Origin of the sequence: Acidovorax sp. MR-S7, from assembly GCF_000400995.2 — a bacterium.
Lineage (GTDB): Bacteria > Pseudomonadota > Gammaproteobacteria > Burkholderiales > Burkholderiaceae_C > MR-S7.
In genome coordinates this window covers 1-23218 of the sequence record NZ_DF238947.1, presented here as the reverse complement: position 1 = coordinate 23218, position 23218 = coordinate 1, and the positions used below count along the sequence as shown (strand labels likewise).

Annotated in this window: 27 protein-coding genes; 20 read left to right on the top strand and 7 right to left on the bottom strand. The window is 70.4% G+C overall.

Annotation, left to right across the window (positions count from 1 at the left end; translation table 11 throughout):
* Positions 1-187 precede the first annotated feature (187 nt).
* Positions 188-994: an META and DUF4377 domain-containing protein gene (locus AVS7_RS15620; protein WP_020229273.1), complete on the top strand. Its 807-nt coding sequence runs from the start codon at positions 188-190 to the stop codon at positions 992-994.
* 115 nt (positions 995-1109) lie between these two features.
* On the opposite strand, the gene AVS7_RS15615 is transcribed toward AVS7_RS15620, so the two are convergent.
* Positions 1110-2513: an aspartate ammonia-lyase gene (locus AVS7_RS15615; protein WP_020229272.1), complete on the bottom strand. Its 1404-nt coding sequence runs from the start codon at positions 2511-2513 to the stop codon at positions 1110-1112.
* Positions 2514-2719: 206 nt separating this feature from the next.
* On the opposite strand from AVS7_RS15615, the gene AVS7_RS15610 reads away from it, so the two are divergent.
* The 3 genes from AVS7_RS15610 to AVS7_RS15600 are packed head-to-tail and all read left to right on the top strand — an operon-like array spanning position 2720 to position 5186.
* Positions 2720-3565 (top strand): peptidoglycan DD-metalloendopeptidase family protein, encoded by an 846-nt coding sequence (locus AVS7_RS15610; RefSeq protein ID WP_020229271.1) that lies wholly within the window; start codon positions 2720-2722, stop codon positions 3563-3565.
* Positions 3562-4137: a pseudouridine synthase gene (locus AVS7_RS15605; protein ID WP_020229270.1), complete on the top strand. Its 576-nt coding sequence runs from the start codon at positions 3562-3564 to the stop codon at positions 4135-4137. Before AVS7_RS15610 ends, AVS7_RS15605 begins: the two co-directional genes overlap by 4 nt.
* A 41-nt stretch (positions 4138-4178) precedes the next feature.
* On the top strand, positions 4179-5186 hold the full coding sequence (locus tag AVS7_RS15600) for a tetratricopeptide repeat protein (protein ID WP_020424057.1): 1008 nt from the start codon (positions 4179-4181) through the stop codon (positions 5184-5186).
* A 3-nt stretch (positions 5187-5189) separates the two neighbouring features.
* Here the strand turns inward: AVS7_RS15600 and AVS7_RS15595 are convergent, their stop codons facing one another.
* Complete coding sequence (locus AVS7_RS15595) at positions 5190-5819, bottom strand: hypothetical protein (RefSeq protein WP_020229269.1); 630 nt, start codon at positions 5817-5819, stop codon at positions 5190-5192.
* Positions 5820-5895: 76 nt separating this feature from the next.
* Positions 5896-6774: an EamA family transporter RarD gene (gene rarD / locus AVS7_RS15590; RefSeq protein ID WP_024001661.1), complete on the bottom strand. Its 879-nt coding sequence runs from the start codon at positions 6772-6774 to the stop codon at positions 5896-5898.
* A 118-nt stretch (positions 6775-6892) separates the two neighbouring features.
* Here rarD and AVS7_RS15585 point away from each other — a divergent pair, with 118 nt between their 5' ends.
* The gene (locus AVS7_RS15585; protein WP_020229267.1) at positions 6893-7318 is read left to right on the top strand and encodes a thermonuclease family protein; all 426 of its coding nucleotides are present in this window, start codon (positions 6893-6895) and stop codon (positions 7316-7318) included.
* 314 nt (positions 7319-7632) lie between these two features.
* Positions 7633-8874: an MFS transporter gene (locus AVS7_RS15580; RefSeq protein WP_034691063.1), complete on the top strand. Its 1242-nt coding sequence runs from the start codon at positions 7633-7635 to the stop codon at positions 8872-8874.
* Positions 8875-8877: 3 nt separating this feature from the next.
* On the opposite strand, the gene AVS7_RS15575 is transcribed toward AVS7_RS15580, so the two are convergent.
* Positions 8878-9471, bottom strand: coding sequence for an XRE family transcriptional regulator (locus AVS7_RS15575; RefSeq protein WP_020229265.1), 594 nt, complete (start codon positions 9469-9471; stop codon positions 8878-8880).
* 106 nt (positions 9472-9577) lie between these two features.
* On the opposite strand from AVS7_RS15575, the gene AVS7_RS15570 reads away from it, so the two are divergent.
* Genes AVS7_RS15570 through AVS7_RS15560 form a run of 3 tightly spaced genes read left to right on the top strand, consistent with a single transcriptional unit; the run spans position 9578 to position 13222 of the window.
* On the top strand, positions 9578-10450 hold the full coding sequence (locus AVS7_RS15570; RefSeq protein ID WP_020229264.1) for a DUF169 domain-containing protein: 873 nt from the start codon (positions 9578-9580) through the stop codon (positions 10448-10450).
* A complete protein-coding gene (locus tag AVS7_RS15565; protein WP_020229263.1) occupies positions 10447-12006 on the top strand; it encodes a class I adenylate-forming enzyme family protein in 1560 nt (519 codons plus the stop codon). The genes AVS7_RS15570 and AVS7_RS15565 overlap by 4 nt, the downstream gene beginning before the upstream one ends.
* Before the next feature lie 16 nt (positions 12007-12022).
* On the top strand, positions 12023-13222 hold the full coding sequence (locus AVS7_RS15560) for an ABC transporter substrate-binding protein (RefSeq protein WP_020229262.1): 1200 nt from the start codon (positions 12023-12025) through the stop codon (positions 13220-13222).
* A gap of 55 nt (positions 13223-13277) precedes the next feature.
* Here AVS7_RS15560 and AVS7_RS15555 read toward each other — a convergent pair whose 3' ends face one another.
* The gene (locus AVS7_RS15555) at positions 13278-14204 is read right to left on the bottom strand and encodes a DHH family phosphoesterase (protein WP_020229261.1); all 927 of its coding nucleotides are present in this window, start codon (positions 14202-14204) and stop codon (positions 13278-13280) included.
* Between the two features lie 123 nt (positions 14205-14327).
* On the opposite strand from AVS7_RS15555, the gene AVS7_RS15550 reads away from it, so the two are divergent.
* The 5 genes from AVS7_RS15550 to AVS7_RS15530 all read left to right on the top strand — a co-directional run bounded on the left by AVS7_RS15550 (position 14328) and on the right by AVS7_RS15530 (position 17627).
* Entirely contained in the window at positions 14328-14582 is a 255-nt protein-coding gene (locus AVS7_RS15550; protein ID WP_020229260.1) for a hypothetical protein, read from the top strand.
* A 49-nt stretch (positions 14583-14631) separates the two neighbouring features.
* A complete protein-coding gene (locus AVS7_RS25220) occupies positions 14632-14922 on the top strand; it encodes a hypothetical protein (protein WP_020229259.1) in 291 nt (96 codons plus the stop codon).
* Positions 14919-15680, top strand: coding sequence for a pseudouridine synthase (locus tag AVS7_RS15540; protein ID WP_020229258.1), 762 nt, complete (start codon positions 14919-14921; stop codon positions 15678-15680). Before AVS7_RS25220 ends, AVS7_RS15540 begins: the two co-directional genes overlap by 4 nt.
* 80 nt (positions 15681-15760) lie before the next feature.
* Entirely contained in the window at positions 15761-15976 is a 216-nt protein-coding gene (locus AVS7_RS15535; RefSeq protein ID WP_020229257.1) for a hypothetical protein, read from the top strand.
* 31 nt (positions 15977-16007) lie between these two features.
* Positions 16008-17627 (top strand): hypothetical protein, encoded by a 1620-nt coding sequence (locus AVS7_RS15530; protein WP_020229256.1) that lies wholly within the window; start codon positions 16008-16010, stop codon positions 17625-17627.
* A gap of 52 nt (positions 17628-17679) precedes the next feature.
* Here AVS7_RS15530 and AVS7_RS15525 read toward each other — a convergent pair whose 3' ends face one another.
* Positions 17680-18573, bottom strand: a complete 894-nt coding sequence (locus AVS7_RS15525) for a LysR family transcriptional regulator (RefSeq protein WP_020229255.1) — start codon at positions 18571-18573, stop codon at positions 17680-17682.
* A gap of 80 nt (positions 18574-18653) precedes the next feature.
* On the opposite strand from AVS7_RS15525, the gene AVS7_RS15520 reads away from it, so the two are divergent.
* From AVS7_RS15520 to AVS7_RS15510, 3 genes are all read left to right on the top strand, one after another.
* Positions 18654-19274, top strand: a complete 621-nt coding sequence (locus AVS7_RS15520; protein WP_020229254.1) for a nitroreductase family protein — start codon at positions 18654-18656, stop codon at positions 19272-19274.
* A 61-nt stretch (positions 19275-19335) separates the two neighbouring features.
* Positions 19336-20181, top strand: a complete 846-nt coding sequence (locus tag AVS7_RS15515) for an EamA family transporter (RefSeq protein WP_034691060.1) — start codon at positions 19336-19338, stop codon at positions 20179-20181.
* A gap of 65 nt (positions 20182-20246) precedes the next feature.
* Positions 20247-20714: an OsmC family protein gene (locus tag AVS7_RS15510; protein ID WP_020229252.1), complete on the top strand. Its 468-nt coding sequence runs from the start codon at positions 20247-20249 to the stop codon at positions 20712-20714.
* A 271-nt stretch (positions 20715-20985) separates the two neighbouring features.
* On the opposite strand, the gene ylqF is transcribed toward AVS7_RS15510, so the two are convergent.
* Entirely contained in the window at positions 20986-21939 is a 954-nt protein-coding gene (ylqF, locus tag AVS7_RS15505) for a ribosome biogenesis GTPase YlqF (RefSeq protein ID WP_024001659.1), read from the bottom strand.
* 47 nt (positions 21940-21986) lie between these two features.
* On the opposite strand from ylqF, the gene AVS7_RS15500 reads away from it, so the two are divergent.
* From AVS7_RS15500 to AVS7_RS23910, 3 genes are read left to right on the top strand one after another with little or no spacing between them, the layout of a single operon-like run.
* A complete protein-coding gene (locus AVS7_RS15500; protein WP_020229250.1) occupies positions 21987-22229 on the top strand; it encodes a hypothetical protein in 243 nt (80 codons plus the stop codon).
* Position 22230: 1 nt separating this feature from the next.
* Positions 22231-22449: an oxidoreductase-like domain-containing protein gene (locus tag AVS7_RS23915; RefSeq protein ID WP_082176554.1), complete on the top strand. Its 219-nt coding sequence runs from the start codon at positions 22231-22233 to the stop codon at positions 22447-22449.
* The gene (locus tag AVS7_RS23910) at positions 22446-23207 is read left to right on the top strand and encodes a LysR family transcriptional regulator (protein ID WP_024001658.1); all 762 of its coding nucleotides are present in this window, start codon (positions 22446-22448) and stop codon (positions 23205-23207) included. Before AVS7_RS23915 ends, AVS7_RS23910 begins: the two co-directional genes overlap by 4 nt.
* The last annotated feature ends 11 nt before the right edge of the window (positions 23208-23218 follow it).

Sequence of the window (23218 nt, the reverse complement as noted above, 5' to 3'; positions counted from 1 at the left end):
GCGCGGGAAAACGGTGCGGATGCGCTCGCCGTCCGCACCCTCGGTGGTGCTGTAGTTGTAGCTGGCGCTGACCTGCCAGCCGCGCGCCAACTCGCCCGCCAGCGTGGTGCGGATACACCAGCGCATCGCGTCCTGAATGCGCCCTTCTCCTACCCGGCAGTGTGCGCACCTGCGGTAAGGTCCTGCCATGAACCACACATCTTTTTTCACCAAGACCGTGCCCGCACTGGGCCTGGCCGCCCTGCTGGCCGCCTGCGGCAGCGCGCCGCAAGGAGCGTCCGTGACCCCCACCCCGCCGCCCGCCAACGCATCCACGCAACTGCAGGCCTATGACTGGGATCTGGCCGCCGCCTACGACGGGCGCGGGCAGGCAGCGCCCGGCTGGCGGCTGGACGGACGCCCGGCCGCGCGGCTGCACTTCGGCGGCCAGCAGCTCTCGGTGCAGAACCTGTGCAACACGCTGGGCGCGGGCTACACGCTGGAAGGCAGCCGCCTGCAGGTGAGCCGTCCCATGTCCACCCTGCGCGCCTGCGCCGACCGCGACCTGATGGCCCTGGAGCAGCGCGTGGCCGCGCAGCTGCCCCAGGCCCAGCGCGTGGACCTGCGCAGCGGCGCGGCGCCGCAGCTGGTGCTGCACTTCGCCGACGGCAGCCGCTGGGAGCTGGCCGGCACGCCCACGCCGCAGACGAAATACGGCGGCGCCGGCGAGCGCATCTTCCTGGAAGTGGCGCCCCAGCGCGCCGCCTGCAGCCACGGCGTGGTGAAGGGCGCGCAGTGCCTGCGCGTGCGCGAGGTCCGCTATGGCGACAACGGCGTGAAGCTGGGCACGGGCGAATGGCAGCTGTTCTACAGCGAGATCGAGGGCTACACGCACGAGCCCGGCATCCGCAACGTGCTGCGCGTGAACCGTTTCAAGCGCCAGAACGTGCCGGCGGATGCCTTGGCCTACGCCTACGTGCTGGACATGGTGGTCGAGTCCGAGCGCACGCGCTGAAAGCGGCGCTCCGGCGCCGCATGCGAAAAAGCCGGTGCATGCACCGGCTTTTTCCTTGGAAACGGCCCGCAGCGCCCGGCCAGAAAGCGCGGGCAGCTACGGACTCCATGGCACCTCAGGTCCCGGCGGAGAGCGCGCCCGCCTGCGTCAGGCGCTCGGCCACCAGGAGCTTTTGCATGTCGGCCTGGCTCATGATGCCCAGGTCCTCGGCCACCAGCGCGATAGGCTTGCCCGAGGCGATGGCCGACTTGGCGATGGCGGCGGCCTTCTCGTAGCCGATCAGCGGGTTGAGCGCCGTCACCAGCGTCACCGACGCGGCGATGCGCTCGCCCAGCAGCGCCTGGTTGGCCACGATGCCTTCCACGCAGTTGACCTGCAGCGTGCGGCAGGCCTGGGCCAAGTGGCGCAGGCTCTTGTGCAGCGCCCAGCCCATCAGCGGCTCGAAGGCGTTGAGCTGGAGCTGGCCCGCCTCGGCGGCCATGGTGATGGCGGCGTCATTGCCGATCACCTCGAAGCACACCTGGTTCATCACCTCGGGGATCACCGGGTTCACCTTGCCCGGCATGATGGACGAGCCCGCCTGGCGCGCAGGCAGCCGGATGTCGCCCACGCCGGCCTGCGGGCCGGAGGACAGCAGGCGCAGGTCGTTGCTGATCTTGGAGAGCTTAGCGGCGATGCGCTTGAGCACGCCGGAGATATCGACGAAGGCGCCCGTGTCCGACGTGGCGGCGATCAGGTTGCCGGCGGCCTGCACGGGCACGCCCGACAGCTCGGCCAGCGCAGGGACGACCACGTCCGTGTAGCCCACCGGGGCGTTGATGCCGGTGCCGATGGCCGTGCCGCCCATGTTCACCTCGGCCATCAGGTAGGCGGACTCGCGCAGGCGCTTCTCGTCGTCGGCGACCATCGCGGCGAAGGCCGCGAACTCCTGGCCCAGCGTCATGGGCACCGCGTCCTGCAGCTGCGTGCGGCCGATCTTCAGGATGGCGGCGAATTCCCCGGCCTTGGCCTCGAAGGCGCCGCGCAGGGCGGCCAGGGACTGCAGCAGCGCCGCGATGCCGAAATAGGTGGCGATCTTCAGCGCCGTGGGATAGGCGTCGTTGGTGCTCTGCGATGCGTTGACGTGGTCGTTCGGGTGGATCACGTCGTAGCGGCCCTTGGGCAATCCCAGGTGCTCCAGGGCACGGTTGGCGATCACCTCGTTGGCATTCATGTTCGTGGAGGTGCCGGCGCCGCCCTGGATCACGTCCACGACGAACTGGTCGTGCAGCTGTCCGGCGATCAGGTCGTCGCAGGCTGCGGAAATGGCGCGGGCTTGGGTTTCGTTGATCACGCCCAGCTGCAGGTTCGCGCGGGCGGCGGCCTTCTTGACGAAGGCGAAGGCCCGGATCAACTCGGGCATGTGGGCCACGGTGTGGCCGGTGATGGGAAAGTTCTCTACGGCACGTGCGGTGTGGACACCCCAGTACGCGTCCGGAGGGATGGTCTTGATGCCGATGAAGTCGTGTTCTTGACGCATGGCGAACAGCTTTCTGTCAAAAAAGGATGGAAAAAAAGGCGCCGCAGCGCCTGACGTGGGAATGCCCTGACGCCGAAGCACGCTTCACAACGAAGCGATGCGCCGCCGCACAGGGCATTGGGGCGCGATTATGGCCCGCATGCACGCCCCGCGCATGGGCTTCTTACTTTCGCGCATAACCCCTTCGGCATCTACACTTGCCGCCCATGCCTGCCCTGCCCCCTACCGCATTCCCGCGCCGCACGCTGCTGCAGGCGCTGGCCCTGCCGCTGCTCGCCGCCCGCACCGCCTGGGCGGCCCCGCCCGCCGGCCCCTGGCCGCAGGACCGGCGCGTGCCCGGCGGCGTGGCCCGCCTGTCCCTGGGGCCCGGGCCCGAGCGGCCCGTGGCGCACACGGCGGACGGCATGCCCGTGCTGGTGCTGGGCGACGCGATCGAGTGGACGGCGCTCGTGGGCATCCCCCTGGCCGCGCCCGTGGGCGAGGCGCACATCGCCACGCAGGCTGCGCGCATCCCCTACCGCATCACGCCCAAGAAATACAGCGAGCAGCGCCTGACCGTGGCGCCGCGCACCGTCGATCTCTCGCCCGAGGACAACGCCCGCTACGAGCGCGAGCGCGCCCACCAGCAGCAGGTGAGGGCCACGTTCTCCACCCCGCTGCCGCCGGACGACCTGCGCATGCGCCAGCCCGTGCCGGGGCGGCGCAGCAGCAGCTTCGGCCTGCGGCGCGTGTTCAACGGCCAGCCGCGCAATCCGCACAGCGGCATGGACATCGCCGCCGCCACGGGCACGCCCATCGCCGCGCCGCTGCCCGGCCGGGTGATCGACGTGGGCGACTATTTCTTCAACGGCGGCACCGTCTGGCTGGACCACGGCGGCGGCCTGCTCACCCTGTACTGCCACCTGAGCCGCATGGACTGCCAGGTGGGCGACGTGCTGCGCACGGGCGACGTCTTCTGCCAAGTGGGCGCCACCGGCCGCGTGACCGGGCCGCACCTGCACTGGGGCGTCATGCTGGGTCTCACCATGGTCGATCCGGCCCTGTTCCTGTGACCCGGCTGATCCGCTTCAACAAGCCCTACGGCGTGCTGAGCCAGTTCACGCCCGAGGGTCGCTGGCGGGGCTTGAAGGACTTCATCGCCCTGCCCGGCGTGCGCGCCGCCGGCCGGCTGGACGCCGACAGCGAAGGCCTGCTGCTGCTCACCGACGACGGGCCGCTGCAGGCGCGCATCAGCGACCCGCGTCACAAGATGGAGAAGACCTACTGGGTGCAGGTCGAGGGCATCCCCGGCGACGAGGCGCTGGCCCGCCTGCGCGCGGGCGTGGAGCTGAACGACGGCCCCACCCTGCCGGCCCGCGCGCGCCGCCTCGACCCCGCGCCCGCGCTGTGGCCGCGCGACCCGCCCATCCGCGTGCGCCAGCACATCCCCGACAGCTGGATCGAACTCGTCATCCGCGAAGGCCGCAACCGCCAGGTGCGCCGCATGACCGCCGCCGTGGGCCACCCCACGCTGCGGCTGGTGCGCGCGGCCATCGGCCCCTACACGCTGGAGGGCCTGGCGCCCGGCGCCTGGGCGGACGCCGATCCGCCGCCCCAGCCGAGCTATCGAAAAAAGAGCTGCTAGCGCTTGCTGGACAAGCGCTGGAGCCCGTTTTTACTCACAACATGAAGCCCGACACCGAACTCTCCCTCGCACCGCTGGACACGCCCGCGCCACCGCCCGCGCCGCCCGGCGGCCGCACCTGCCCCCGCTGCCACTACACCCGCCAGAGCACCGACACCGCGCCCGCATGGCAGTGCCCGCGCTGCGAAGTGGTGTACGACAAGGCGGTGCCGCGCAGCCGCGCGCGCGGCGGCGACGAAGACGAGCCCCCCCGCCCCGCCCGCTCCACGCGCCAGGCCGCGCCGCAGCGCCCCTGGACGCTGATCGCCCTGGGCGGCGCCGTGCTCGCGGGCGCCGCGCTGCTGGCCTGGAAGGCGGCGGACGACCGCGACCGCGCAACGCAGCACGCCGCGCGCGCCGCCAGCGATGCCCGTGCGGCCCAGGTAGACGACACCCGCGCCAGTCAGGACATGCGCGCGCGCATCGACGCGCTGGAGCGCCAGTGGCGCATGGGCGAAGGCGCCCGCTCCCTGCCCGAGGTGCGCACGCTGGCCGACCAGGGCGAAGTGCGCGCCATGACCCTGCTCGGCTGCATGCTGCTGGGCGGCAGCCCGTACCGCGACGCCATCGGCACTCCGCTGGACCCGGCCGAGGCCCGGCGCTGGCTGGAGCGCGCCGCCACGCTGGGCGACCCGGTGGCCGCCGTGCGCCTGGGCGGCATCTACGAGCGCGGCGAACACACGGCGCGCCAGCCTTCGCTGGCCGAGAACTGGTACCTGCGCGCCGCGCGCCAGGGCCATTCCGCGGGGCTCTACAGCCTGGGCATGCTCTACGCGCACGGCGCCGACCCGGTGAGCCAGCGCCCCATCCCCGCCTGGATGCTGCTGACGCTGGCCGACCGCAACTACCGCGCCGCGCCCGAGCGCGACGAGCTGCTGCCCGAGCGGCACCGCCCGTCCAGCGCCCGCGCGGGCCTCAGCCGCCTGAAGGACAGGATGCACCCCAGCGACATCGCCGAGGCCGAGCGCCTGGCCGACGCCTGGAAGCCCGGCCAGCCGCTGGGGTTGTAGCGGCTACCGCCGGCGCCACCACCAGACCAGGCCCAGGAACACCACGCCGGTGAGCAGCGGCACGGCGGAAAACAGCAGCTCCACGAACGAGCTGCGGCGCATGCCGGACCACACCTCCAGCCGCACGCCGTCCACGCGCAGGTTGCGCGCGCCGGCGAAGGCCAGCACCGGCGCCACCGTGCGGTTTTCCTTGAAACTCACCGGCGGGGCCGCGCCCGTGAGCCGCAGCACCTCGCCCGCGCGCGTGCCGTCCGGGAACGACGCGCCCTGCATCATGCCCAGACGCGCACCGCCGTCCAGCATCCAGCCGGCCATCCACAGCGTGTGGCCCTCGCCCGCGGCCTGCGCCACGCCCGAGACGCGCACCACCAGCGTGTAGGGGTTGCCGCTGGCGGGCAGGTCCAGCGTGCGCGGCGCCGTCCAGGTGACGGTGTCGGACAGCACGCCCGCCGGCCTGGTTCCCGCCGTCTTCGCCTGGTGGCGCGCGAAATCCGCCAGCGCCTCGGGCGGCAGCTCGAAAGATTCCACCAGCCGCTTGCCATGCGCCTCGTCGCGCGCCAGCGCCGTGCCCGCGGGCAGCGCCAGCGCGGCGGCAGCGGCCAGCGCCGCCCATGTCCATTTCCGTGTGCCCACGTCTCCCCCCTGCCTTTTGCTTCTTTTCTCATAGCTGCCAGCGCCTGATGGACGGGCGCTGCAGCCCCAAATCACCTCAACCCCGCACTTGCCGCAGCCGCAGCGCCCCATCGACCACCAGCACGCCCACGGCGGCGAAGATCGGCCCGTAGGTCGGCCACTGGCCCGGCTGGATGCTCTCGCCCAGCAGCAGCGCCACCAGCGCCAGCAACACCGGCTCCACGTAGCTCAGCAGGCCGAACAGCCCCAGCGGCAGCAGCCGGCTGGCCGCCATGTAGAGCGCCAGCGCCACCGCGCTCACCACGCCCAGCACCGGCACCATGGCCCACAGGTGCGCGTGCCCGGCCACCAGCGGCAGCGACGAGGGCGCACGTGCCACGAACCACAGCGCGGCCGGCATCAGCAGCAGCATGTCGAGCCAGTGCCCGCCCAGGTGGTCGGTGCGCATGCGCCGGCGCGCCACGAAATACACCGTGTAGCCCACGGAGACCAGCCACACCTCCCACGACACGCCGCCCGCGCGCACCACCTCGTGCGCCACGCCCGCGGCGGCAAGCACAGTCGCCACCCACTGCAGCGGCGTGAGCCGCTCGCGGTACAGCACGCGCCCCGTCAGCACCATCACCAGCGGCAGCAGGAAGTAGCCCAGCGAGACCGGCAGCGCGCGCCCGTGCAGCGGCGCCCACAGAAAGATCCAAAGCTGCACCCCCAGCATCGCCGCGCTGCCCAGCAGGCCCAGCGCCAGCAGCGGCTGGCGCCGCACGCGCCGCCCCAGCGCCGCCACCCGCTCCCACTGCCCCATCGCCAGCAGCAGCGCCGTGGTGAAGGGCAGCGTGCACAGCACGCGCCAGCCGAAGATCTGCTCGCCGTCGAGCGGCGCCAGCAGCGGCGCCATGTAGTAGAGCGCGCCGAACAGCACGGACGCGACGAGGGAAGCGGCAAGGCCTTTGAGCACGGGGAAGGGGCAGAAAGGAAAAGAGGCAGCGCGCGGGATGCGCGCCGGCGATTGTCGGGCATCGCGCCGCTGCCTGCCGGGTATAGTGCGCCCCCTTCGCGCTCACCGCACCGCCGCCATGTCCGCCACCCTGCTCTGCCTCGTGATCGCCATCGGCGATGGCGACTCCCTCTCCGTGCGCTGCGGCGACCGCCGCCCCAAGCGCGTGCGCGTGGCCGCCATCGACGCGCCGGAGCTGCGCCAGGCCTTCGGCCAGCGCGCGCGGCAAAACCTCGCGCGGCTGTGCTTTCGCCAGCAGGCGCGGCTGTACGCGCTGGGGCACGACACCTACGGCCGCATGCTGGCCCACGTGCGCTGCGGCGGGCAGAACGTGGCCACGGCCCAGGTGCGCGCGGGCCTGGCCTGGGTGTATGCGCCCCAGGCGGGCAAGCACCCTCGGCTGGAGGCGCTGCAGGCGCAGGCCCGGCAGGCGCGCACGGGGCTGTGGTCGCAGCCGCGCCCGACGGCGCCGTGGGACTATCGGCGCCGGCATAAGCGCCATTGATCCACGCGTTAGGGCCTGCCATCGGATTATTCCCCCACGCGAGGGGCATCCGGGCGGTGCAGTGCTAGGAGCGGTGAGTGCCGCGTAGCTCGGCTACGCAAGCGAGCCGCAACGACGCAATGCGCCGCCCGCATGCCCCTCCCTGCGGGCTGGCTGCGCAATGGGGCGTCTGCTTTGTCGCACGGCTTGCCAATAGCTACGGCTATTGGCTGCGCCGCGCTTCGCGCATCCATCCCCATTGCGGGGCCAGCGCGTGGGGGAATAATCCGATGGCAGGCCCTATCATCGCCCGCTTTGCCCCGCGCCGCTCTCCCATGACCGAACCCTCCGCCGCCCCCAGCGTGTACCGCCACACGGGGTTCGTCGCCTTTCTCGCCGCGCGCCTGGTGGCCGTGTTCGCCACCCAGGTGCAGGCCGTGGTGGTGGCCTGGCAGGTGTACGACCTGACGCGCGAGCCGCTGGCCCTGGCCTACGTGGGCCTGGCGCAGTTCCTGCCCATGCTGGCGCTGCTGCTGCCCGCGGGCGACCTGATCGACCGTTTCAGCCGCAAGACCATCCTGGCCGCGAGCTGGTCCGTGGGCGCGGTGTGCAGCGGCCTGCTGTGGTGGCTGGCGGGGCACGGGGTGGCGGGGGTGTCGTGGATGTACGCGGTGCTGGTGCTGTTCGGCTGCTCGCGCGCGTTCTCGGCGCCGGCGCTGTCCAGCCTGCTGCCGCAGATCGTGCCGCGCGGGCAGCTGGCGCAGGCGGTGGCGGCCAACGGGATGATCATGCGCGCGGCGACCATCGGCGGCCCGTTCATCGGCGGCGTGCTCTACGCGCTGGGCGGCGGCGCGCTGGCCTACGCGGTGTGCCTGGCCAGCTTCGCGCTGGGCACGCTGCTGCTGGCGCGCGTGGCGGTGGCCCGCGCGGCCCCGCACGGGCCGGCACAGGGCAGCATCTTCCAGCGCTTCGGCGCGGGCATCCGCTTCATCCGCTCGCGGCCCATCGTGCTGGGCACCATCTCGCTGGACCTGTTCGCCGTGCTGCTGGGCGGCGTGGTGGCGCTGCTGCCCATCTACGCGCACGAGGTGCTGCACGTGGGCCCGCAGGGCCTGGGCGCGCTGCGCAGCGCCATGGCCATCGGAGAGGTGGGCGCGGGCTTCTACCTGAGCATGCGGCCGTTCAACCGGCGCGTGGGCCGCACGATGTTCGCGGCGGTGGCGGTGTTCGGGCTGGCGAACCTGGTGTTCTCGCTCTCCACCGTGTTCGCGCTGTCGTTCGCGGCGCTGATGGTGGCGGGTGCGGCGGACATGGTGAGCGTCTACATCCGCGGCGCGCTGGTGCAGTTCTCCACGCCCGACGACATGCGCGGGCGCGTGAACGCGGTGAACATGCTGTTCATCGGCTCGTCCAACGAACTGGGCGAATTCCGCGCCGGCACCAGCGCGGCCTGGCTGGGCGTGGTGCCGGCCGCCGTGCTGGGCAGCCTGTGCACGCTGGGGGTGGTGGGCGCCTGGATGGCGTGGTTCAAGCCGCTGCGCGAGGTGGACCGCTTCGAGGACGCGGAGCCGCGCTGAAGTTCAGGGGCTGCAGACGGGCTTGCCCTGGGGCTCGTCCACGACGCCCGGAATCCTGCGCCGCACGGCCAGGAACAGCACTTCGGCCGTCTCCCCGGCGGCCTTGCACGTGTGCGGGCGGTCGGTCGGAAAGCGGATCCAGTCGCCCGTGCCCAGCTCGACCAGGGCATCGCACGGCCCTGCGATGACCGAGCCGCTCAGGACCAGCACGCTCTCGGCGCTGCCCGGTTCGTGGGCCGGGGACGTCACCCCCTGCGCATTGACGGTGGCCGTGAACACATAGACCAGCTCGGCGCCGTAGAAAGTCGCCAGGGGCCGCTGCTGCATGCCGTCCAGCTGGCGCTTGCGCCCCTCCCCGGCCCTGCGCACATCCACCACCGCTTCCGCGCTTTCGGCGATCAGTTCCGCCAGCCGGACATTCAGGGCATCGCCCAGGCGCTGCAAGGTGTCGAGCGTCGGGTTGGCGCGTCCCAGCTCGATGGAGAGCAAGGTGGCTTTGGAAATGCCCGCCAGCTTCGCGACCTGCGAAGCGGACATCTTGCGCTGCTGGCGGTAGCGCTCCACGTTGCGGGCAACGGTCTGGTTGATATCGGTCATGGCCTGGAGTGAGCGTTGGGTGAGGCGGCCGCAGGGAAAACCCGCCTTTGAAAGGTCATTTTAATGACCAATAATGAATTTTATTGACCACCCCACAGGAAAGAGCATGGACAACGACGCCGCCTTGGCGAGCACCCATGGTACCAACGCGCCACCGCCCCCTGGGGCGCGGCTGCCTTCGCTGGCGGCCCTGTCCGAGCAGCTGGAAGCCTTGCTCAAGCTGCGTGTGCCGCCGATAGGCATGCAGTTGCTCCAGACCGCCGAGCAGTTGCAGGCCATCCCCCGCCTGCGCCGTCCCAAGGCCGTGCACACCATGGACCAGATCGTCGGCCAGGCCACCCGGCTGGGCTGGACGGTCGGCATCACCGCAGACGATCTGGTGGGCGACCAGTGCCGCTTCGTCGTCGGGCTGGGCCAGGACGACCCTGCCTGGCACACCGGCCGGCACATGGCGGGCGTGTGGTTCGCCACCGTGGAAGACGCCACGCGCCACCAGGCGGCCATGCACCGCGTGCCCCAGGGCATGTACCGCGCCCTGGTGGCGGCGCCGCTGCGCAAGTGGAGCGGCACGCCGGGCGCGCCGCTGGGCGCGCCGGACATCGTGCTGTTCTATGCCACGCCGGGCGCCATGATGTATTTCATCAACGGGCTCCAGTGGAGCGGCTACCGCAACTTCCAGTGGGGCGTGGTGGGCGAATCGTCCTGCGCCGATTCCTGGGGCCGGGCGCTCAAGACGCGTGAGCCCAGCCTGTCCATCCCCTGCTTCGCCGAGCGCCGCTACGGCGGCGTGCTCGACGACGAACTGCTCATGGCGCTGACCGCGGCCGACGTCGCCAAGGCCCTGGACGGCATGCGCGCACTGGCGGGCAACGGCCTGCGCTACCCCTTTCCCCAGTACGGCATCCAGATGGACGCGCGGGCCGGCATGTCCGTCAGCTACCCCCACGAAACCCCGGCCGCGAAGGAGACGAAAGAATGATCGATGGCTTGACCATGGGCTCCATCGCCCGCCGCTCCGCCGAGCAGTACCCTCACCGGACTGCCATGATCTTCGGCGACGAGCGGGTGAGTTTTTCCCAATACAACGCCCGGGTGAACCGCTGCGCGAACGCCCTGGCGCAACTGGGCCTCTCCAAGGGCGACCACTTCGCCGTCTTGGGAAAGAACTCCATCCAGTACCTGGAGATGTGCCACGCATCGGCCAAGATCGGCACGGTTTTCGGGCCGCTGAACTGGCGCCTGGCTCCGCAGGAGCTGCTGTTCATCATCAAGGATGCCGAGAACAAGGCATTGCTGATCGACGCCTCCCTGCAGGACCTCGCCGCGCAGTTCGCGGGCGAACTGGAAGGCGTCCAGCTCATCGTCTACAACGGGGCAGTCCAGATCAAGAACGCGCTGCGCTACGAGGCACTGGTATCGGATGCCTCCAGCGACGAGCCGCAGGTGGAGGTGCAAGGCAGCGACGACGCCATCATCATGTACACCTCCGGCACGACCGGGCTGCCCAAGGGGGCGGTGCTGACGCATTCGAATGTCTGCTGGGACTCGATCTCGTCGCTGACCTACGTGCCGCCCGGCCAGAACGACTGCTTCCTGCTGTCCATGCCCATGAGCCACGTCAGCGGGCTGCACACGCAAACCACCACCTTCCTCGCACGCGGCCTGCCCATGGTCATCATGGCGCAATGGGACCCGGAAGAAGCCTGCCGGCTCATCGAGAAACACCGGGTCACCCTGGCATACATCCTGGTCACGCCACTGATCCAGCTCCTGGCCTCCCCTGCCCGCAAGAAATACGACCTCACCTCGCTGCGCCGGCTCATATCGGCTGCCGCGAAATACACGCCCGAAATGGTCATCCAGGCCATCGAGGAAATGGGGCTGGACAGCGTGCATTTCATTTATGGGCTGACGGAGGCCGCGCCGGCCGTCACCATGAGCGAATACACCATCCACATGATCTCCAGGCCCAACACGCTGGGGCAGCCCGTTTGGTACAACGACGTGCGGATCGTCGATGACGACGACACCCCGCTGCCCACGGGTGACATCGGAGAAATCATCGTGCGCGGCCCCAATGTCTTCAAGGGGTATTTCAAACGCCCCGAAGCCAATGCGCAGGTCCTGCGCAACGGCTGGCTCCATACGGGCGACCTGGGGTATTTCGACAAGGACAACCTGCTTTATTTCGTCGACCGCAAGAAGGACATGATCAAGAGCGGCGGCGAGAACGTCTATTCGCTCGAGGTCGAGCTGGCGCTGCAGAAAGCCGTCCCGGAACTGCAGGAGGTGGTGGTCGTCGGCATTCCGGACCCGCAATGGGGCGAGGCGGTCACCGCCTTCGCGGTGAAGAAGGCGGGCGCCCAGGTCTCGGAGAAGGAAATCATCGAGCGCGCGAGGTTCCTGCTGGGGGGCTACAAGCTGCCCAAGCGTGTCGTCTTCCGCGAGGAACTCCCGAAGAACGTCTCAGGAAAGGTGCTCAAGAGAAAGCTCCGCGACGAATTCGAGAACACCGCGACCCATCGACCGACCTGAAAAACCTGGAGGCAACATGAAACTTTCCAAAATCACGCTCGCCGCTGCGGCCCTGGTCCTGGCCACGGGAGCCAAGGCACAGAACTCGGACCCGATCAAGATCGGCTTCATCACCGACATGTCCGGCGCCTATGCCGATATCGACGGGGCGGCGGGCGCGGAGGTCGTCAAATGGGCCGTGAGCGATTTCGGCGGAAAGCTGCTGGGCAGGCCCATCGAGGTATTGACCTCCGACCACCAGAACAAGCCCGACGTGGCCAGCGTCACGGCGCGGGAATGGATGGACAAGGAGAAGCTGCAAATGCTGATCGGCGGCACCAATTCCGCCGCGCTGCTGGCCATGTCGAGAATCTCGGCCGAGAGAAGCATTCCCTTCCTGGCCACCGGCCCGGGCACCGCCAGGCTCACGAACGAGGAATGCAACCCCTACGCGGTCCATTATTCCGCCTTCGATACCAGCGCCGTGACCAAGGTGGGCGCCGCGGCGCTCGTCAACGCGGGCTACAAGTCGTGGTATTTCCTGGCCGCGGACTATGTCTTCGGCCAATCCCTGGCGGGCGACGCGGCGCGCGTGGTGAAGGCCATGGGCGGCAATATCGTCGGCGAAGTGCGCGCGCCCCTGGGCAACAGCGACTACTCGTCGTTCCTCATGCAGGCGCAGCATTCGAAGGCGCAAATCCTGGCGCTGGCGAACACGGGCAAGGACTTCGCGAACTCCATGAAGTCCATCAAGGAGTTCGGCGTCGACAAGACCATGAAGGTGGCCGGCCTGCTCGTGTTCATCAACGAGATCCACAGCCTGGGATTGAAGACCACCGCGGGCCTGCAACTGGCCGACAGCTGGTATTGGGACCAGGACGAGGGTTCGAGAAAATTCTCCCGCCGCTTCTTCGAGAAATACAAGCGGATGCCCAGCAACATCCAGGCAGCGAATTATTCCGCCGCGACGACCTACCTGAAAGCCGCCCAGAAAGCCGGCACGACGGATGGCAAGAAAGTCATGGAAGCGCTGAAAAGCACCAGGATCGACGACTTTTTCAACAAGGGCTACATCCGGGCCGACGGGCGCCTGATCCACGACATGTATCTCTTCGAGGTGAAAAAGCCCGAGGACTCCAAGTCGCCGTGGGACTACTACAAGAAGATCTCGACGGTGCCCGGGGAACAGGCCTTCATTCCCCCCGCGGAGTCGAAGTGCCCGCTGCTGCGCGGATGACTCTCAAAACCATAGCTGCCAGCGCTTTCCAGACAAGCGCTGGCGGCCATTTTGGCTATGACTTGAACGTGCCACCCAGCAACTCCGGCAGGCGCTGCGCCGGCATGCGGAAGCCGCACGCCTGCGCATGCCCGCCGCCGCCCATGCTGACGGCCAGCGGCGAGCAGTCGTAGCCGCGCTGCGAGCGCAGGCCCACTTTCACCTGCCCGTCCTTGCCCACGGCCCACATCAGCGCGAAGGTGCCGCTCTGCTGCGACAGCAGCTCGCCCACCAGACTGTGGAAGGCGCCGGGCGCGTTCACCATCAGCCCCTCCTCGCCGTTGAAAACCAGCGGCTGCGCGCCGCCGGCCACGTCCTGCGCGAGGTGGCGGAACTTCTCGTCCATGGCCTGGCCGCGCGCGACGAAGGCGGCCGTGGCGTCGGGCGCGAAGGCGGCGATCTGGCTCCAGCGCTCGAAGTCGAACGGCTCCATGTCCAGCGCGGCGACGAAGCCCGCCGTCTCGGAGTACTGCCAGCGCCACAGGTCGCGGTCTTCCACGAAGCGCACCAGGTCGGGCAGCTCCGCTTCGGGAAAGAAGAACTCCCACGCCAGCCGCGCGCCGGACTTGCCCATGTCGAAGTGCACCGCGCCGCAGCGGCAGGCGAAGCCCGCCAGCTGCTCGGCCGCGCTCTTGTGGTGGTCCAGCAGCACCAGCTTGGCGGCGCGCGCGTCGATCGCGGCGAGCAGCTCGGGCGCGAAGGAAAAATCCAGCACGTAGACGGCGCGCCCCTCCAGGGCCGGCAGGTCGCCTACCGAGGTGACCTGCCCGTGCGACAGCCCCACGCATTCCACCTGCCCTGCGTAGAAACGCCACGCGGCCAGCGCGGCGGCGAAGCCGTCGGCGCAGCGGCCGTGGTAGAGGACCAGGGGGCGGGGGTCTTGCGGGCTGGGCGCGGCCAGCAGGGGCAGCGGCAGGATCGTGGTGCGTGCGGAAATCGTCATGGGCGCGCATTGTGCCCGGCAACATGCGCCGGGCTCCTACAGCGCCGTCGGCCGCGGGCCCGCATGATGGCCGGGCATTGCGCCGCGCCCTGCGCGGCAGGTTCCCACCGGAGAGACACGGACATGCCCCTGGAGTTCTTGCGCCAACTGGCTCAGCGGGACCAGTTCCCCGCCGTCGTGACCGACGAATCGGACATCGACAAACTGCGCGTGCTGCGCGCCGCGGGCATGGTGCAGGCCACGCTGCCCGACGGCCCCGGCCAGGGCGCGCAGGTCACGGCCATCACCGGCATGGGCCATGCCTCGCTGCGGGCGCAGCGCGCGCGCGAAGTGCTGGCCCTGCGCGAGCGGAAGCTGAAGGACAAGCACCTCGCATAGCGCCGCCTGCTATGATGACTGTATAAACATCCAGCCTCACGCCAACACCATGGGAATCGACCAGATCGCCATTGCCCTGCTGGGCGCCGCCGCCGCCTGGCTGTCCCAGGCGCGCGGCGCGGCAGCGCGCCGCTGGGCCTGCATCTTCGGGCTGCTGGGCCAGCCGTTCTGGTTCTATGCCTCGTGGACCACGGGGCAATGGGGCATCTTCACCGTCTCCGCCATCTACCTGTGCGCCTGGCTGCGCGGCCTGTGGGTGTACTGGGTGGCGCCGCGCCAGGACGCGCCGCCCGACTCCGGCCTGGGCACCATCCAGCTCACCCCGGGGCGCCGCGCTTGAGCCTGCCCCTGCTCTGGCGCGACGAGCACCTGGTCGCCGTCTACAAGCCCGCGGGCTGGCTCGTGCACCGCACCGGTCTGGACGCGGGCGAGACGCGCTTCGTCGTGCAGGCGCTGCGCGACCAGCTCGGCCAGCACGTCTACCCGGTGCACCGGCTCGACAAGGGCACCTGCGGCGTGCTCGCCATGGCCCTGCACCCCGCGGCCGCGCGCGCCCTGGCCGACGCCTTCGCCCGCCACGCGGTGCGCAAGCGCTACCTGGCCCTGGTGCGCGGCTGGGCGCCGCCCCAGGCCGAGGTGGACCACCCCTTGCGCCCCGACGACGCGCCGTCAGATGCCCCGGCCCAGCCCGCGCACACGCGCCTGACCGCCCTGGCGCGGCTGGAGCTGCCCGAGCCCAGCGACCCGCGCTTCGCCACCACGCGCGCCTCGCTGGTGCTGGCCGAGCCCACCACCGGGCGGCGCCACCAGATCCGGCGGCACCTCAAGCACATCGCCCACCCGCTGCTGGGCGACGCCACGCACGGCAAGGGGCCGCTCAACCGCTGGTGGGCCCAGCGCCTGGGCCTGCAGCGCCTGTGGCTGCACGCCTGGCAGCTCGACCTGCCGCACCCCGCCGACGGCCGGCCCATCGCACTGCACAGCGGCCTGCGCTGGCCCGCCACGGACGCCGCTGCGCCGGGCGCCTCCGCGCCGCACGAAGCACCCGACCTGCACGACTGGCAGCACCGCGTGTTCACCCTGCCCTGGCAGGGCTGAAACGGGCGCTGGTCCGACAGACACCGCCCGGCCCCTGCTCTGCAATACGGCAAGAGACTTTTTTGCCCAGGAGCCCGCCCATGCCGCAGTACGCCACCATCCAAGGCCACGTGACCTACCGGGAAGGAGACGGCATGCCCATCGCCATTCCCCAAGGCCCCGTGGAACTCACGCATGCCGCCGACAGCGTCACGCTGAGCTGGCAGGAAAGCAACGGCGCGGCCGGCCTGGCCGCGCTGCCCCGCGACCAGTTCGAGCGCTATGTGCGGGAGGGCCTCATCGCCCTGCAGAACTGACGCCCCGGCGGCGCTACCATGCGCCGCAGCCATGCCCCTTGCCTTCTTCGACCTGCCGCAAGACCCCGCGCTGTGCCCCGGCGATGCCCTGAGCGCCGGGCACCTGCGCCAGCTGCTGCGCGCCGCCCTGCCCGACAAGGGCCGCCACAAGGCGGCCGGCTGGTTTGGGCAGACCGATTTCCTGATCACGCGCAGCCATGTGGACGAGGACCAGGACGCCTACCACGACGCCCTGTTCATCACGCTCTGGAAGCGCTGGGACTTCTGGATCGCCCTGCCCGCACATGCGCCCGGCCGCCCGCTGGCCCGGGCCTGGGCGCGGCTGCGCGGCGCCGCCACCCCCGCCGCGCCCGACACACTGGAATGCCAGTACCGCCGCCATGACGGCACCGGCCGCCCCGGCCCCTGGCTGACGCTGGACGCGCAGGCCCCGCCCGAGGCGCTGCAGGCCTGCACCGAAGGCTGGCACGGCGTGCTGCGCTACTGGCGCCTGGCCGAAGCCCAGCGCCGCGCCGGTCGGCCGCTGCGCGCGCGGCTGCACGCCTTGCTCACGCCCGCGCGCGTGGAGGCGCTCACGCGGCTGCCGGTGTTCACCGGCCAGCGCATCGACGGCTGGGAAGGCGAGGCCTGGGCCTGCACGCTCCAGCCCCACCCGCACGGCGGGCGCGCCCTGCGGCTGGACTGGCGCAACGGGGACGGCGCGCCCGAGGACACCCGCGCCAGCTACCAGATCGATCTGGCCGAAGGCGCGGGCACGGCCCACCCGCCGGGCCTGCGCATCAGCTACCGCCAGCGCGAGAGCGACGCGCTGGAGCTGCTGCCCAACGACGCGGTGGAGCACATGGACCGCCTGCTGCGCCTGTTCGCCGCGGTAGAGCGGCAGCCGCCCGATGCGCAGACGGCCGATGGCCCGCTCCCCGCCCTGCCGCGCACGCCCCCCTTCGCGCCGCACGAGTCCGACACCGAAGTCTTCGGCCCCGCGCTCACCGCCCTGTCGCGCGACTGGCAGGCCGCCGGCCGCGCGCACGCCGCCGTGGTGCGCGAGCACTGGGCCGCCCAGCCCGAGGACGGCCCGCCGCCCCTGGCCGACCCGCGCGGCCTGCACGCCGCCGCCGTGCTGCACCTGGCGCGCACGGTGCACGCCCTGGCGGACGCCGGCCTGTCCGAGCGCTTCCACCACCGCTTCGCCTTCGCGCCGGGCGCCTATGCGCGCCACGCCTCGCGCCACGGCCAGCGCGTGCACGCCCTGCGCTGGCAACCCGACGGCTCGCTGCTGGCCTGGACGGACCGCTGCTGGCGCGTGAGCGTCGACGGCCTGCGCATCACCCCGGCCGAGGGCGATCCGCCCCTCCAAGACTCGCCCCCCCGCGCCGCGCTCCACGGCACCGCCGTGCACGGCGACGCGCGCGGCAACCTGCTCGGCCTGGCCGAGGACGGCCGCGCGCTGTGGCACCACCACGTGGGCGGCGGCGCGGTGCTGTGCATCGCCCCCGGGCCGGGCGACACCCTGGCCGTGGGCACGGCGGGCGGCACGCTGGCGCTGCTGCGCAGGGCCGGCGGGCCCGACCCTTGCCAGTACGGCACCTCGCGCTACGCCGAGGCGCGGCGCATCCTGTTCTGGACGGACGGGCCCGCGCCGCTGGCGTGGTAGCTCCTTATTCCATAGCTGCCTGCGCTTTATGGATAAGCGCTGGAGCCCTATTTCACCCTTGTTCCTCGAACGCCTCGACCAGGAAGTCCAGCAGCGCGCGCAGCTTGGGCGCCACGTAGTGCCGCGACGGGTAGACCGCGTAGAGCGTGGTCTCCACCGTGCGCCAATCCTCCAGCGCGGCCTGCAGCCGGCCGGTGCGCAGGTCGTCCTCCACGTAGGGGCGCGGGATCAGGCTGACGCCGAACCCGGCACGCAGCGCATCGCGCACGGCCAGGCTCGACGACACCGAATACCGCGCATCCACCGCCACCCGCTCGGTGCGGCCGCCCTGGTGGAACTCCCACACGTCCGCATGGCCCGACAGGCTGAAGCGCACGCAGTCCAGCGCGTTCAGGTCGGCCGGCACCGCGGGCCGGCCGCGCCGCGCGAAATACGCCGGCGCGGCGCACAGCACGTGCGGCATGGTGGCCAGCGGGCGGGCGACCAGCGACGAATCCTCCAGCCGGTCGCTGCCGCGAATGGCCAGGTCGAACCCCTCGCGCACGATGTCCACGCGCCGGTCGTCCAACTGCAGGTCCAGCCGCAGGCCCGGGTGGCGTTCCAGGAAGGCGGGGATGGCGCTGGACAGCCGCGTCAGCGTGACCGTCATCGGCGCGCTCACCTTGAGCAGGCCGCTGGGCGCCGCCTTGATGGGGCACAGCGCCGTGTCCGCCTCGGCCAGCGCGTCCAGCGCGCGCGTCACGTGCTCCAGGTACAGGCGGCCTTCTTCTGTCAGCGCCATGCGCCGCGTGGTGCGGTGGATCAGGCGCGCGCCCACGTGGGCTTCCAGCTCGGCGATGTTCTTGCTGATGGCGGCGGGCGACAGGCCCAGACTGCGGCCCGCATCGGCGAAGCTGCCGCGCTCGGCCACGCGGCGAAAGACCTGCAGGGCGGTCAGGCGGTCCATGGCATTCCCATCTGTTGGTGAACAGTTTCTTTCGATATTCGCCAATTATCAATTTAGGGTGAATTACCTACAGTCATGCCATGACGACGACACACCCCACCCTCACCCTCATCGAGCAGCGCATCTCGGCCAACCGCTTCGATGTCGCCCACACCCTGGCAGACGCCGAGATCGAGCGGCTGGTACGCCTGGCCACGCGCGCGCCCACCGCCTACAACCTGCAGAACTGGCGCTTCATCGCCGTGCGCACGCCCGCGGCCAAGGCCCGGCTGCGCGCCGTGGCGCAGGACCAGGCCAAGGTGGCGGAGGCGGCCGTCTGCTTCATCGTCTGCGGCGTGCTCGCCGACCCGCAGGCCCTGGCCGGGCGGCTGCAGCCGTTCGTGGAGGCGGGCCACATGCCGGCCGGGATGGCGCAGGGCTGGCAGCAGGCCGCGCGCCTGCAATACGCCACACCCCAGGCGGCGCGCGACGAGGCCGTGCGCTCGGCCGCCCTCGGCGCCATGACGCTGATGCACGCGGCGCAGGCGCTGGGCCTGGCGTCCTGCGCGCTGACGGGGTTCGATGCCGAAGGCGTGGCGCGCGAGTTCCAACTGGCACCCGGCGAAGTGTCGGTGATGCTCGCCACCGTGGGCCGCGCCGCGCCCGGCAACTGGCCGCAAAAGCCGCGCCGCCCGCTGGCGCAGGTGCTGGAGTTCGCATGAGTCCCCGCCCGGCCGTTCCGAAGGGGGCTCGCACCGCAGTGCGCAGCACGGAGGTTTTCCAATGACCATACGGACACGGGATTTGCTGCTGACGGCGCTGGCCCCCGCCATCTGGGGCAGCACCTACATCGTCACCACCGAGCTGCTGCCGCAGGTGCCGCCGATGACGGTGGCCCTGCTGCGCGCCCTGCCCGCGGGCCTGCTGCTGCTCCTGGCCGCGCGGCGGCTGCCGCAGGGCATCTGGTGGCTGCGCGTGTTCATCCTGGGCGCGCTCAATTTCTCGGTGTTCTGGAGCCTGCTGTTCGTCTCGGCCTACCGGCTGCCGGGCGGGGCCGCGGCCACCGTGGGCGCGGTGCAGCCGCTGGTGGTGGTCTTCCTGGCGGCGGCGGTGCTGGGCAGCGCGGTGCGCCCGGCGGCGGTGCTCGGGGCGCTGGCCGGCCTCGCGGGCGTGGCGCTGCTGGTGCTCACGCCCGGCGCGGCGCTGGACGCCACGGGCATCGCGGCGGGCCTGGCCGGCGCGGTCTCCATGGCCTGCGGCACGGTGCTCACGCGCAAATGGCGCCCGCCGGTCCCGCTGCGCACCTTCGCCGCATGGCAGCTCACGGCGGGCGGCCTGCTGCTGGTGCCGGTCGCGCTGCTGGCCGGCCCCCACTGGCCTGCGCCCACGGCGGGCCACCTGCTGGGGCTGGCGTGGCTGGGCCTGGTGGGCGCGGCGCTGACCTATGTGCTGTGGTTCCGTGGCATCGCACGGCTGGAGCCGGGCGTGGTGGCGTCGCTGGGGTTCCTGAGCCCGGTCACGGCCATCCTGCTCGGATGGGCCTTTCTGGGCCAGACGCTCGCCGGGCCGCAGATCGCCGGCGTGGCGCTGGTGCTGGGCGGTATCTGGCTGGGGCAGCGCAATGCCTAGAATTTGATAGCTGCCTGCGCTTGACTGGCAAGCGCTGGAGGCACTTTTCACTTCAAGGACACGCCATGGCCACCTACCACGCCGAAACCCTCTGGGAGCGCACCGCGCCGCCCGAGGACTTCCTGAAGAACCGCTACAGCCGCCGCCACCTGCTGCGCTTCGACGGCGGGGCGGAACTGCCCGGCTCCTCGTCCCCGCACGTGGTGCCGCTGCCCTGGTCGGACGCTGCGGCGGTGGACCCCGAGGAGGCCTTCGTCGCCGCGCTGTCGAGCTGCCACATGCTGTGGTTCCTCTCCATCGCCGCGCGCCAGGGGTGGTGCGTGGACCGCTACCGCGACGCCGCCGAAGGCGTGATGGCGCGCGACGCGCAGGACCGCATGGCGATGACGCTGGTCACGCTGCGGCCCGAGGTGCGCTTCGGCGGCGCGCAGCCCACGCCGGAGCAGTTGCACGCCATGCACCACGAGGCGCACGCGGAGTGCTTCATCGCCAACTCGGTGAAGACCGAGGTGCGCTGCGAGCCGGTGGCGTGACCAAGGCGTTTCATCCATCCAATCCCCCGCGCGAGGGGCGTCCGGGCGGTGCAGTGCTAGGCGCGGTGAGTGCCGTGTAGCTCTGCTACACAAGCGAGCCGCAACAACGCAATGCGCCGCCCGCATGCCCCTCCCTTCGGGCTGGCTGCGCAATGGGGCGTCTGCTTTGTCGCACGGCTTGCCAATAGCTACGGCTATTGGCTGCGCCGCGCTTCGCGCATCCATCCCCATTGCGGGGCCAGCGCGCGGGGGATTGGATGAATGAGACGCCCTACTGCGGCGGCGCGTTGCGCGCCCGCCGCTCGTTGCGCCGCTGCTGCTCGGCCTTGCGCTCGGCGCGCTCCTTCTCTTGCACGGCGGCGGCGGCCAGCCAACCCTCGAACTCCTGCGGCGTCTCCAGCGTCACGCGGCCCAGCGCCGCGCTGCGCAGGTCGGTGAGCACGATCTCGGCGGCCTTCTGCAGGTTGAGCCGCCCGCCGCCCATCACCGCGCCGCGCTTGCGCGCGATGCGCTCCAGCAGCTCGTCGTCGTGCAGCGCGGCGATGGCGTCGGCCTGCAGCCCCAGCTTGTAGCGCGCATCGAGCAGCGGCGCGTAGTGGTGCTTGAGGTAGGCCAGCAGCTCCAGCGCCACCTCCTCCTCGTCGTAGGCGTTGCGGCCCACCGCCCCGCTGGCGGCGAGCTTGTAGCCGCTCTCGGGCACGGTGATGCGCGGCCACAGCATGCCGGGCGTGTCCCACAGGTAGAAGTCATCGTCGAGCACGATGCGCTGCTCCTGCTTGGTGATGCCCGCCTCGTCGCCCGTCTTGGCCTCGCGCTTGGCCGAGAGGGTGTTGATGAGCGTGGACTTGCCCACGTTCGGAATCCCGCAGATCAGCACCCGCATGGGCTTCGAGAGGCCGCGCCGGCTGGGTGCGAGCTGGCGGCAGGCGTCGATGAGGCGGCGCGCGGGCGCGGCGTCGGACGCATCGAGGGCGATGGCGCGCGTGCCCGGGCGTGCGTTGTACCAGTCCAGCCACGCCGGGGTGCGCGCCGGGTCGGCCACGTCCTGCTTGTTGAGGATCTTGAGCGCGGGCTTGTGGCCCGTCAGCTCGGCCAGCAGCGGGTTGGCGCTGGACGCGGGCAGACGCGCATCCAGCAGCTCGATCACCACGTCGATGTCCTTGATGCGCTCGCCGATCGCCTTGCGCGTCAGGTGCATGTGACCGGGGAACCACTGGATGGCCATGGGGCTGTGTACTTTCACGAATGGGGAGAACGAAGGCGCCAAGGATAATGCCCGCCATGCCTCTTTCTTCCCAGTCGCCGCAGCGCAAGCAGGATTCCGAGCTGCTGCTCAAGGGCGCCGTGTGCGCGCTCATCGGCGTGATCGTCCTCCTGGCCCCCTACGTGGCGCGTTCGCCCGACGTGCGCGAAATCATGGGCCAGGCCTACCTGGCCGGCTGGTTCGCCCTGGTGCTGGGCTGCGCCTTCCTGGCGCGCTACGGCCTCATCCGCTGGCGCGGCCGCCGCCGCTGACATGCTCGAAGCCACGCGCCAGCGCTTCGCCGCGCTGCAGGCCGAGGCTGCGCGCGCGGGTGTGGTCCTCCGTTTGCCGCCGCCCGAGCCCACGAGTTGCTGCGGGCGGGGGTGCAATGGGTGCGTGTGGGAAGGGTTCTATGCCGCCGCTGAATGGTGGTGTGAAGATGCGCGGGAGGCATTGACCGCTGCTTCTGTCCATGTCCTTCGATTTCCATGACCAGTCGGAATGTCACCCACCGGATGATCGAGGCCTTTCGGGCCGCGATGCTGCATAACGGGATCAGCGCCGGAGCCGAAGCGCTGGGAATCACCCAACCGGCTATGAGTCGGCTGATCGCCGATCTTCAGAAATCGATGGGTATTTTGTTGTTTGCCAAAAACGGGCGCACCATCAAACCTACGGAAGAAGCCCATGCCCTGATGGCAAAGGTTCAGCAGTCTTTTCTGGGATTAGAGCAAATTGTCGATTTTTCCGGTCAATTGCGAAAGCAGAAACTTGGCCAGCTCTCGATCAGCGCAATCCCATCCATTGGCCATTCCATCCTTCCAGTTGTAATCCGCCAACTGAGAGAAAAATTCCCCGACGTTTTTATTAGCCTTCGAGTCGCCTCATACGTTGACGTGGCCAGGCATGTCAGGACCCGGCAGGCTGATATCGGACTCACGGCAGATACGCTCTCGCTGGGAGACCTCGAGTCAGTTGCCGAATTTTCATCGGAATGTGTATGCATCGGCACCGAGAGATGGCTTGATCCACGAGCCGGACACATCCACATAGGCGAATTTGCCAACAAGCCGTTCATAGCTTCATCCGGAACGTTCCAGACACGCTTGAATGCCTGGCTCGGTGCCAATGGAGTGCAAGTCGATGCAATGATTGAAGCATCGCTGTTTCAATCCATCAGCGACCTCTGCCTAGAGCGTGTTATGAACTTATTCCGGAGCCCAGGACAGGCGCAGCCTTGGGCAACATGAGGATCACGAAG

Excerpts from the sequence above, each read along its gene's own strand:
- AVS7_RS15620 (WP_020229273.1), top strand. The coding sequence starts at position 188 with ATGAACCACACATCTTTTTTCACCAAGACCGTGCCCGCACTGGGCCTG.
- AVS7_RS15615 (WP_020229272.1), bottom strand. The coding sequence starts at position 2,513 with ATGCGTCAAGAACACGACTTCATCGGCATCAAGACCATCCCTCCGGAC.
- AVS7_RS15610 (WP_020229271.1), top strand. The coding sequence starts at position 2,720 with ATGCCTGCCCTGCCCCCTACCGCATTCCCGCGCCGCACGCTGCTGCAG.
- AVS7_RS15600 (WP_020424057.1), top strand. The coding sequence starts at position 4,179 with ATGAAGCCCGACACCGAACTCTCCCTCGCACCGCTGGACACGCCCGCG.
- AVS7_RS15585 (WP_020229267.1), top strand. The coding sequence starts at position 6,893 with ATGTCCGCCACCCTGCTCTGCCTCGTGATCGCCATCGGCGATGGCGAC.
- AVS7_RS15580 (WP_034691063.1), top strand. The coding sequence starts at position 7,633 with ATGACCGAACCCTCCGCCGCCCCCAGCGTGTACCGCCACACGGGGTTC.
- AVS7_RS15575 (WP_020229265.1), bottom strand. The coding sequence starts at position 9,471 with ATGACCGATATCAACCAGACCGTTGCCCGCAACGTGGAGCGCTACCGC.
- AVS7_RS15570 (WP_020229264.1), top strand. The coding sequence starts at position 9,578 with ATGGACAACGACGCCGCCTTGGCGAGCACCCATGGTACCAACGCGCCA.
- AVS7_RS15565 (WP_020229263.1), top strand. The coding sequence starts at position 10,447 with ATGATCGATGGCTTGACCATGGGCTCCATCGCCCGCCGCTCCGCCGAG.
- AVS7_RS15560 (WP_020229262.1), top strand. The coding sequence starts at position 12,023 with ATGAAACTTTCCAAAATCACGCTCGCCGCTGCGGCCCTGGTCCTGGCC.
- AVS7_RS15555 (WP_020229261.1), bottom strand. The coding sequence starts at position 14,204 with ATGACGATTTCCGCACGCACCACGATCCTGCCGCTGCCCCTGCTGGCC.
- AVS7_RS15550 (WP_020229260.1), top strand. The coding sequence starts at position 14,328 with ATGCCCCTGGAGTTCTTGCGCCAACTGGCTCAGCGGGACCAGTTCCCC.
- AVS7_RS25220 (WP_020229259.1), top strand. The coding sequence starts at position 14,632 with ATGGGAATCGACCAGATCGCCATTGCCCTGCTGGGCGCCGCCGCCGCC.
- AVS7_RS15535 (WP_020229257.1), top strand. The coding sequence starts at position 15,761 with ATGCCGCAGTACGCCACCATCCAAGGCCACGTGACCTACCGGGAAGGA.
- AVS7_RS15530 (WP_020229256.1), top strand. The coding sequence starts at position 16,008 with ATGCCCCTTGCCTTCTTCGACCTGCCGCAAGACCCCGCGCTGTGCCCC.
- AVS7_RS15525 (WP_020229255.1), bottom strand. The coding sequence starts at position 18,573 with ATGGACCGCCTGACCGCCCTGCAGGTCTTTCGCCGCGTGGCCGAGCGC.
- AVS7_RS15520 (WP_020229254.1), top strand. The coding sequence starts at position 18,654 with ATGACGACGACACACCCCACCCTCACCCTCATCGAGCAGCGCATCTCG.
- AVS7_RS15515 (WP_034691060.1), top strand. The coding sequence starts at position 19,336 with ATGACCATACGGACACGGGATTTGCTGCTGACGGCGCTGGCCCCCGCC.
- AVS7_RS15510 (WP_020229252.1), top strand. The coding sequence starts at position 20,247 with ATGGCCACCTACCACGCCGAAACCCTCTGGGAGCGCACCGCGCCGCCC.
- ylqF (WP_024001659.1), bottom strand. The coding sequence starts at position 21,939 with ATGGCCATCCAGTGGTTCCCCGGTCACATGCACCTGACGCGCAAGGCG.
- AVS7_RS15500 (WP_020229250.1), top strand. The coding sequence starts at position 21,987 with ATGCCCGCCATGCCTCTTTCTTCCCAGTCGCCGCAGCGCAAGCAGGAT.
- AVS7_RS23915 (WP_082176554.1), top strand. The coding sequence starts at position 22,231 with ATGCTCGAAGCCACGCGCCAGCGCTTCGCCGCGCTGCAGGCCGAGGCT.
- AVS7_RS23910 (WP_024001658.1), top strand. The coding sequence starts at position 22,446 with ATGACCAGTCGGAATGTCACCCACCGGATGATCGAGGCCTTTCGGGCC.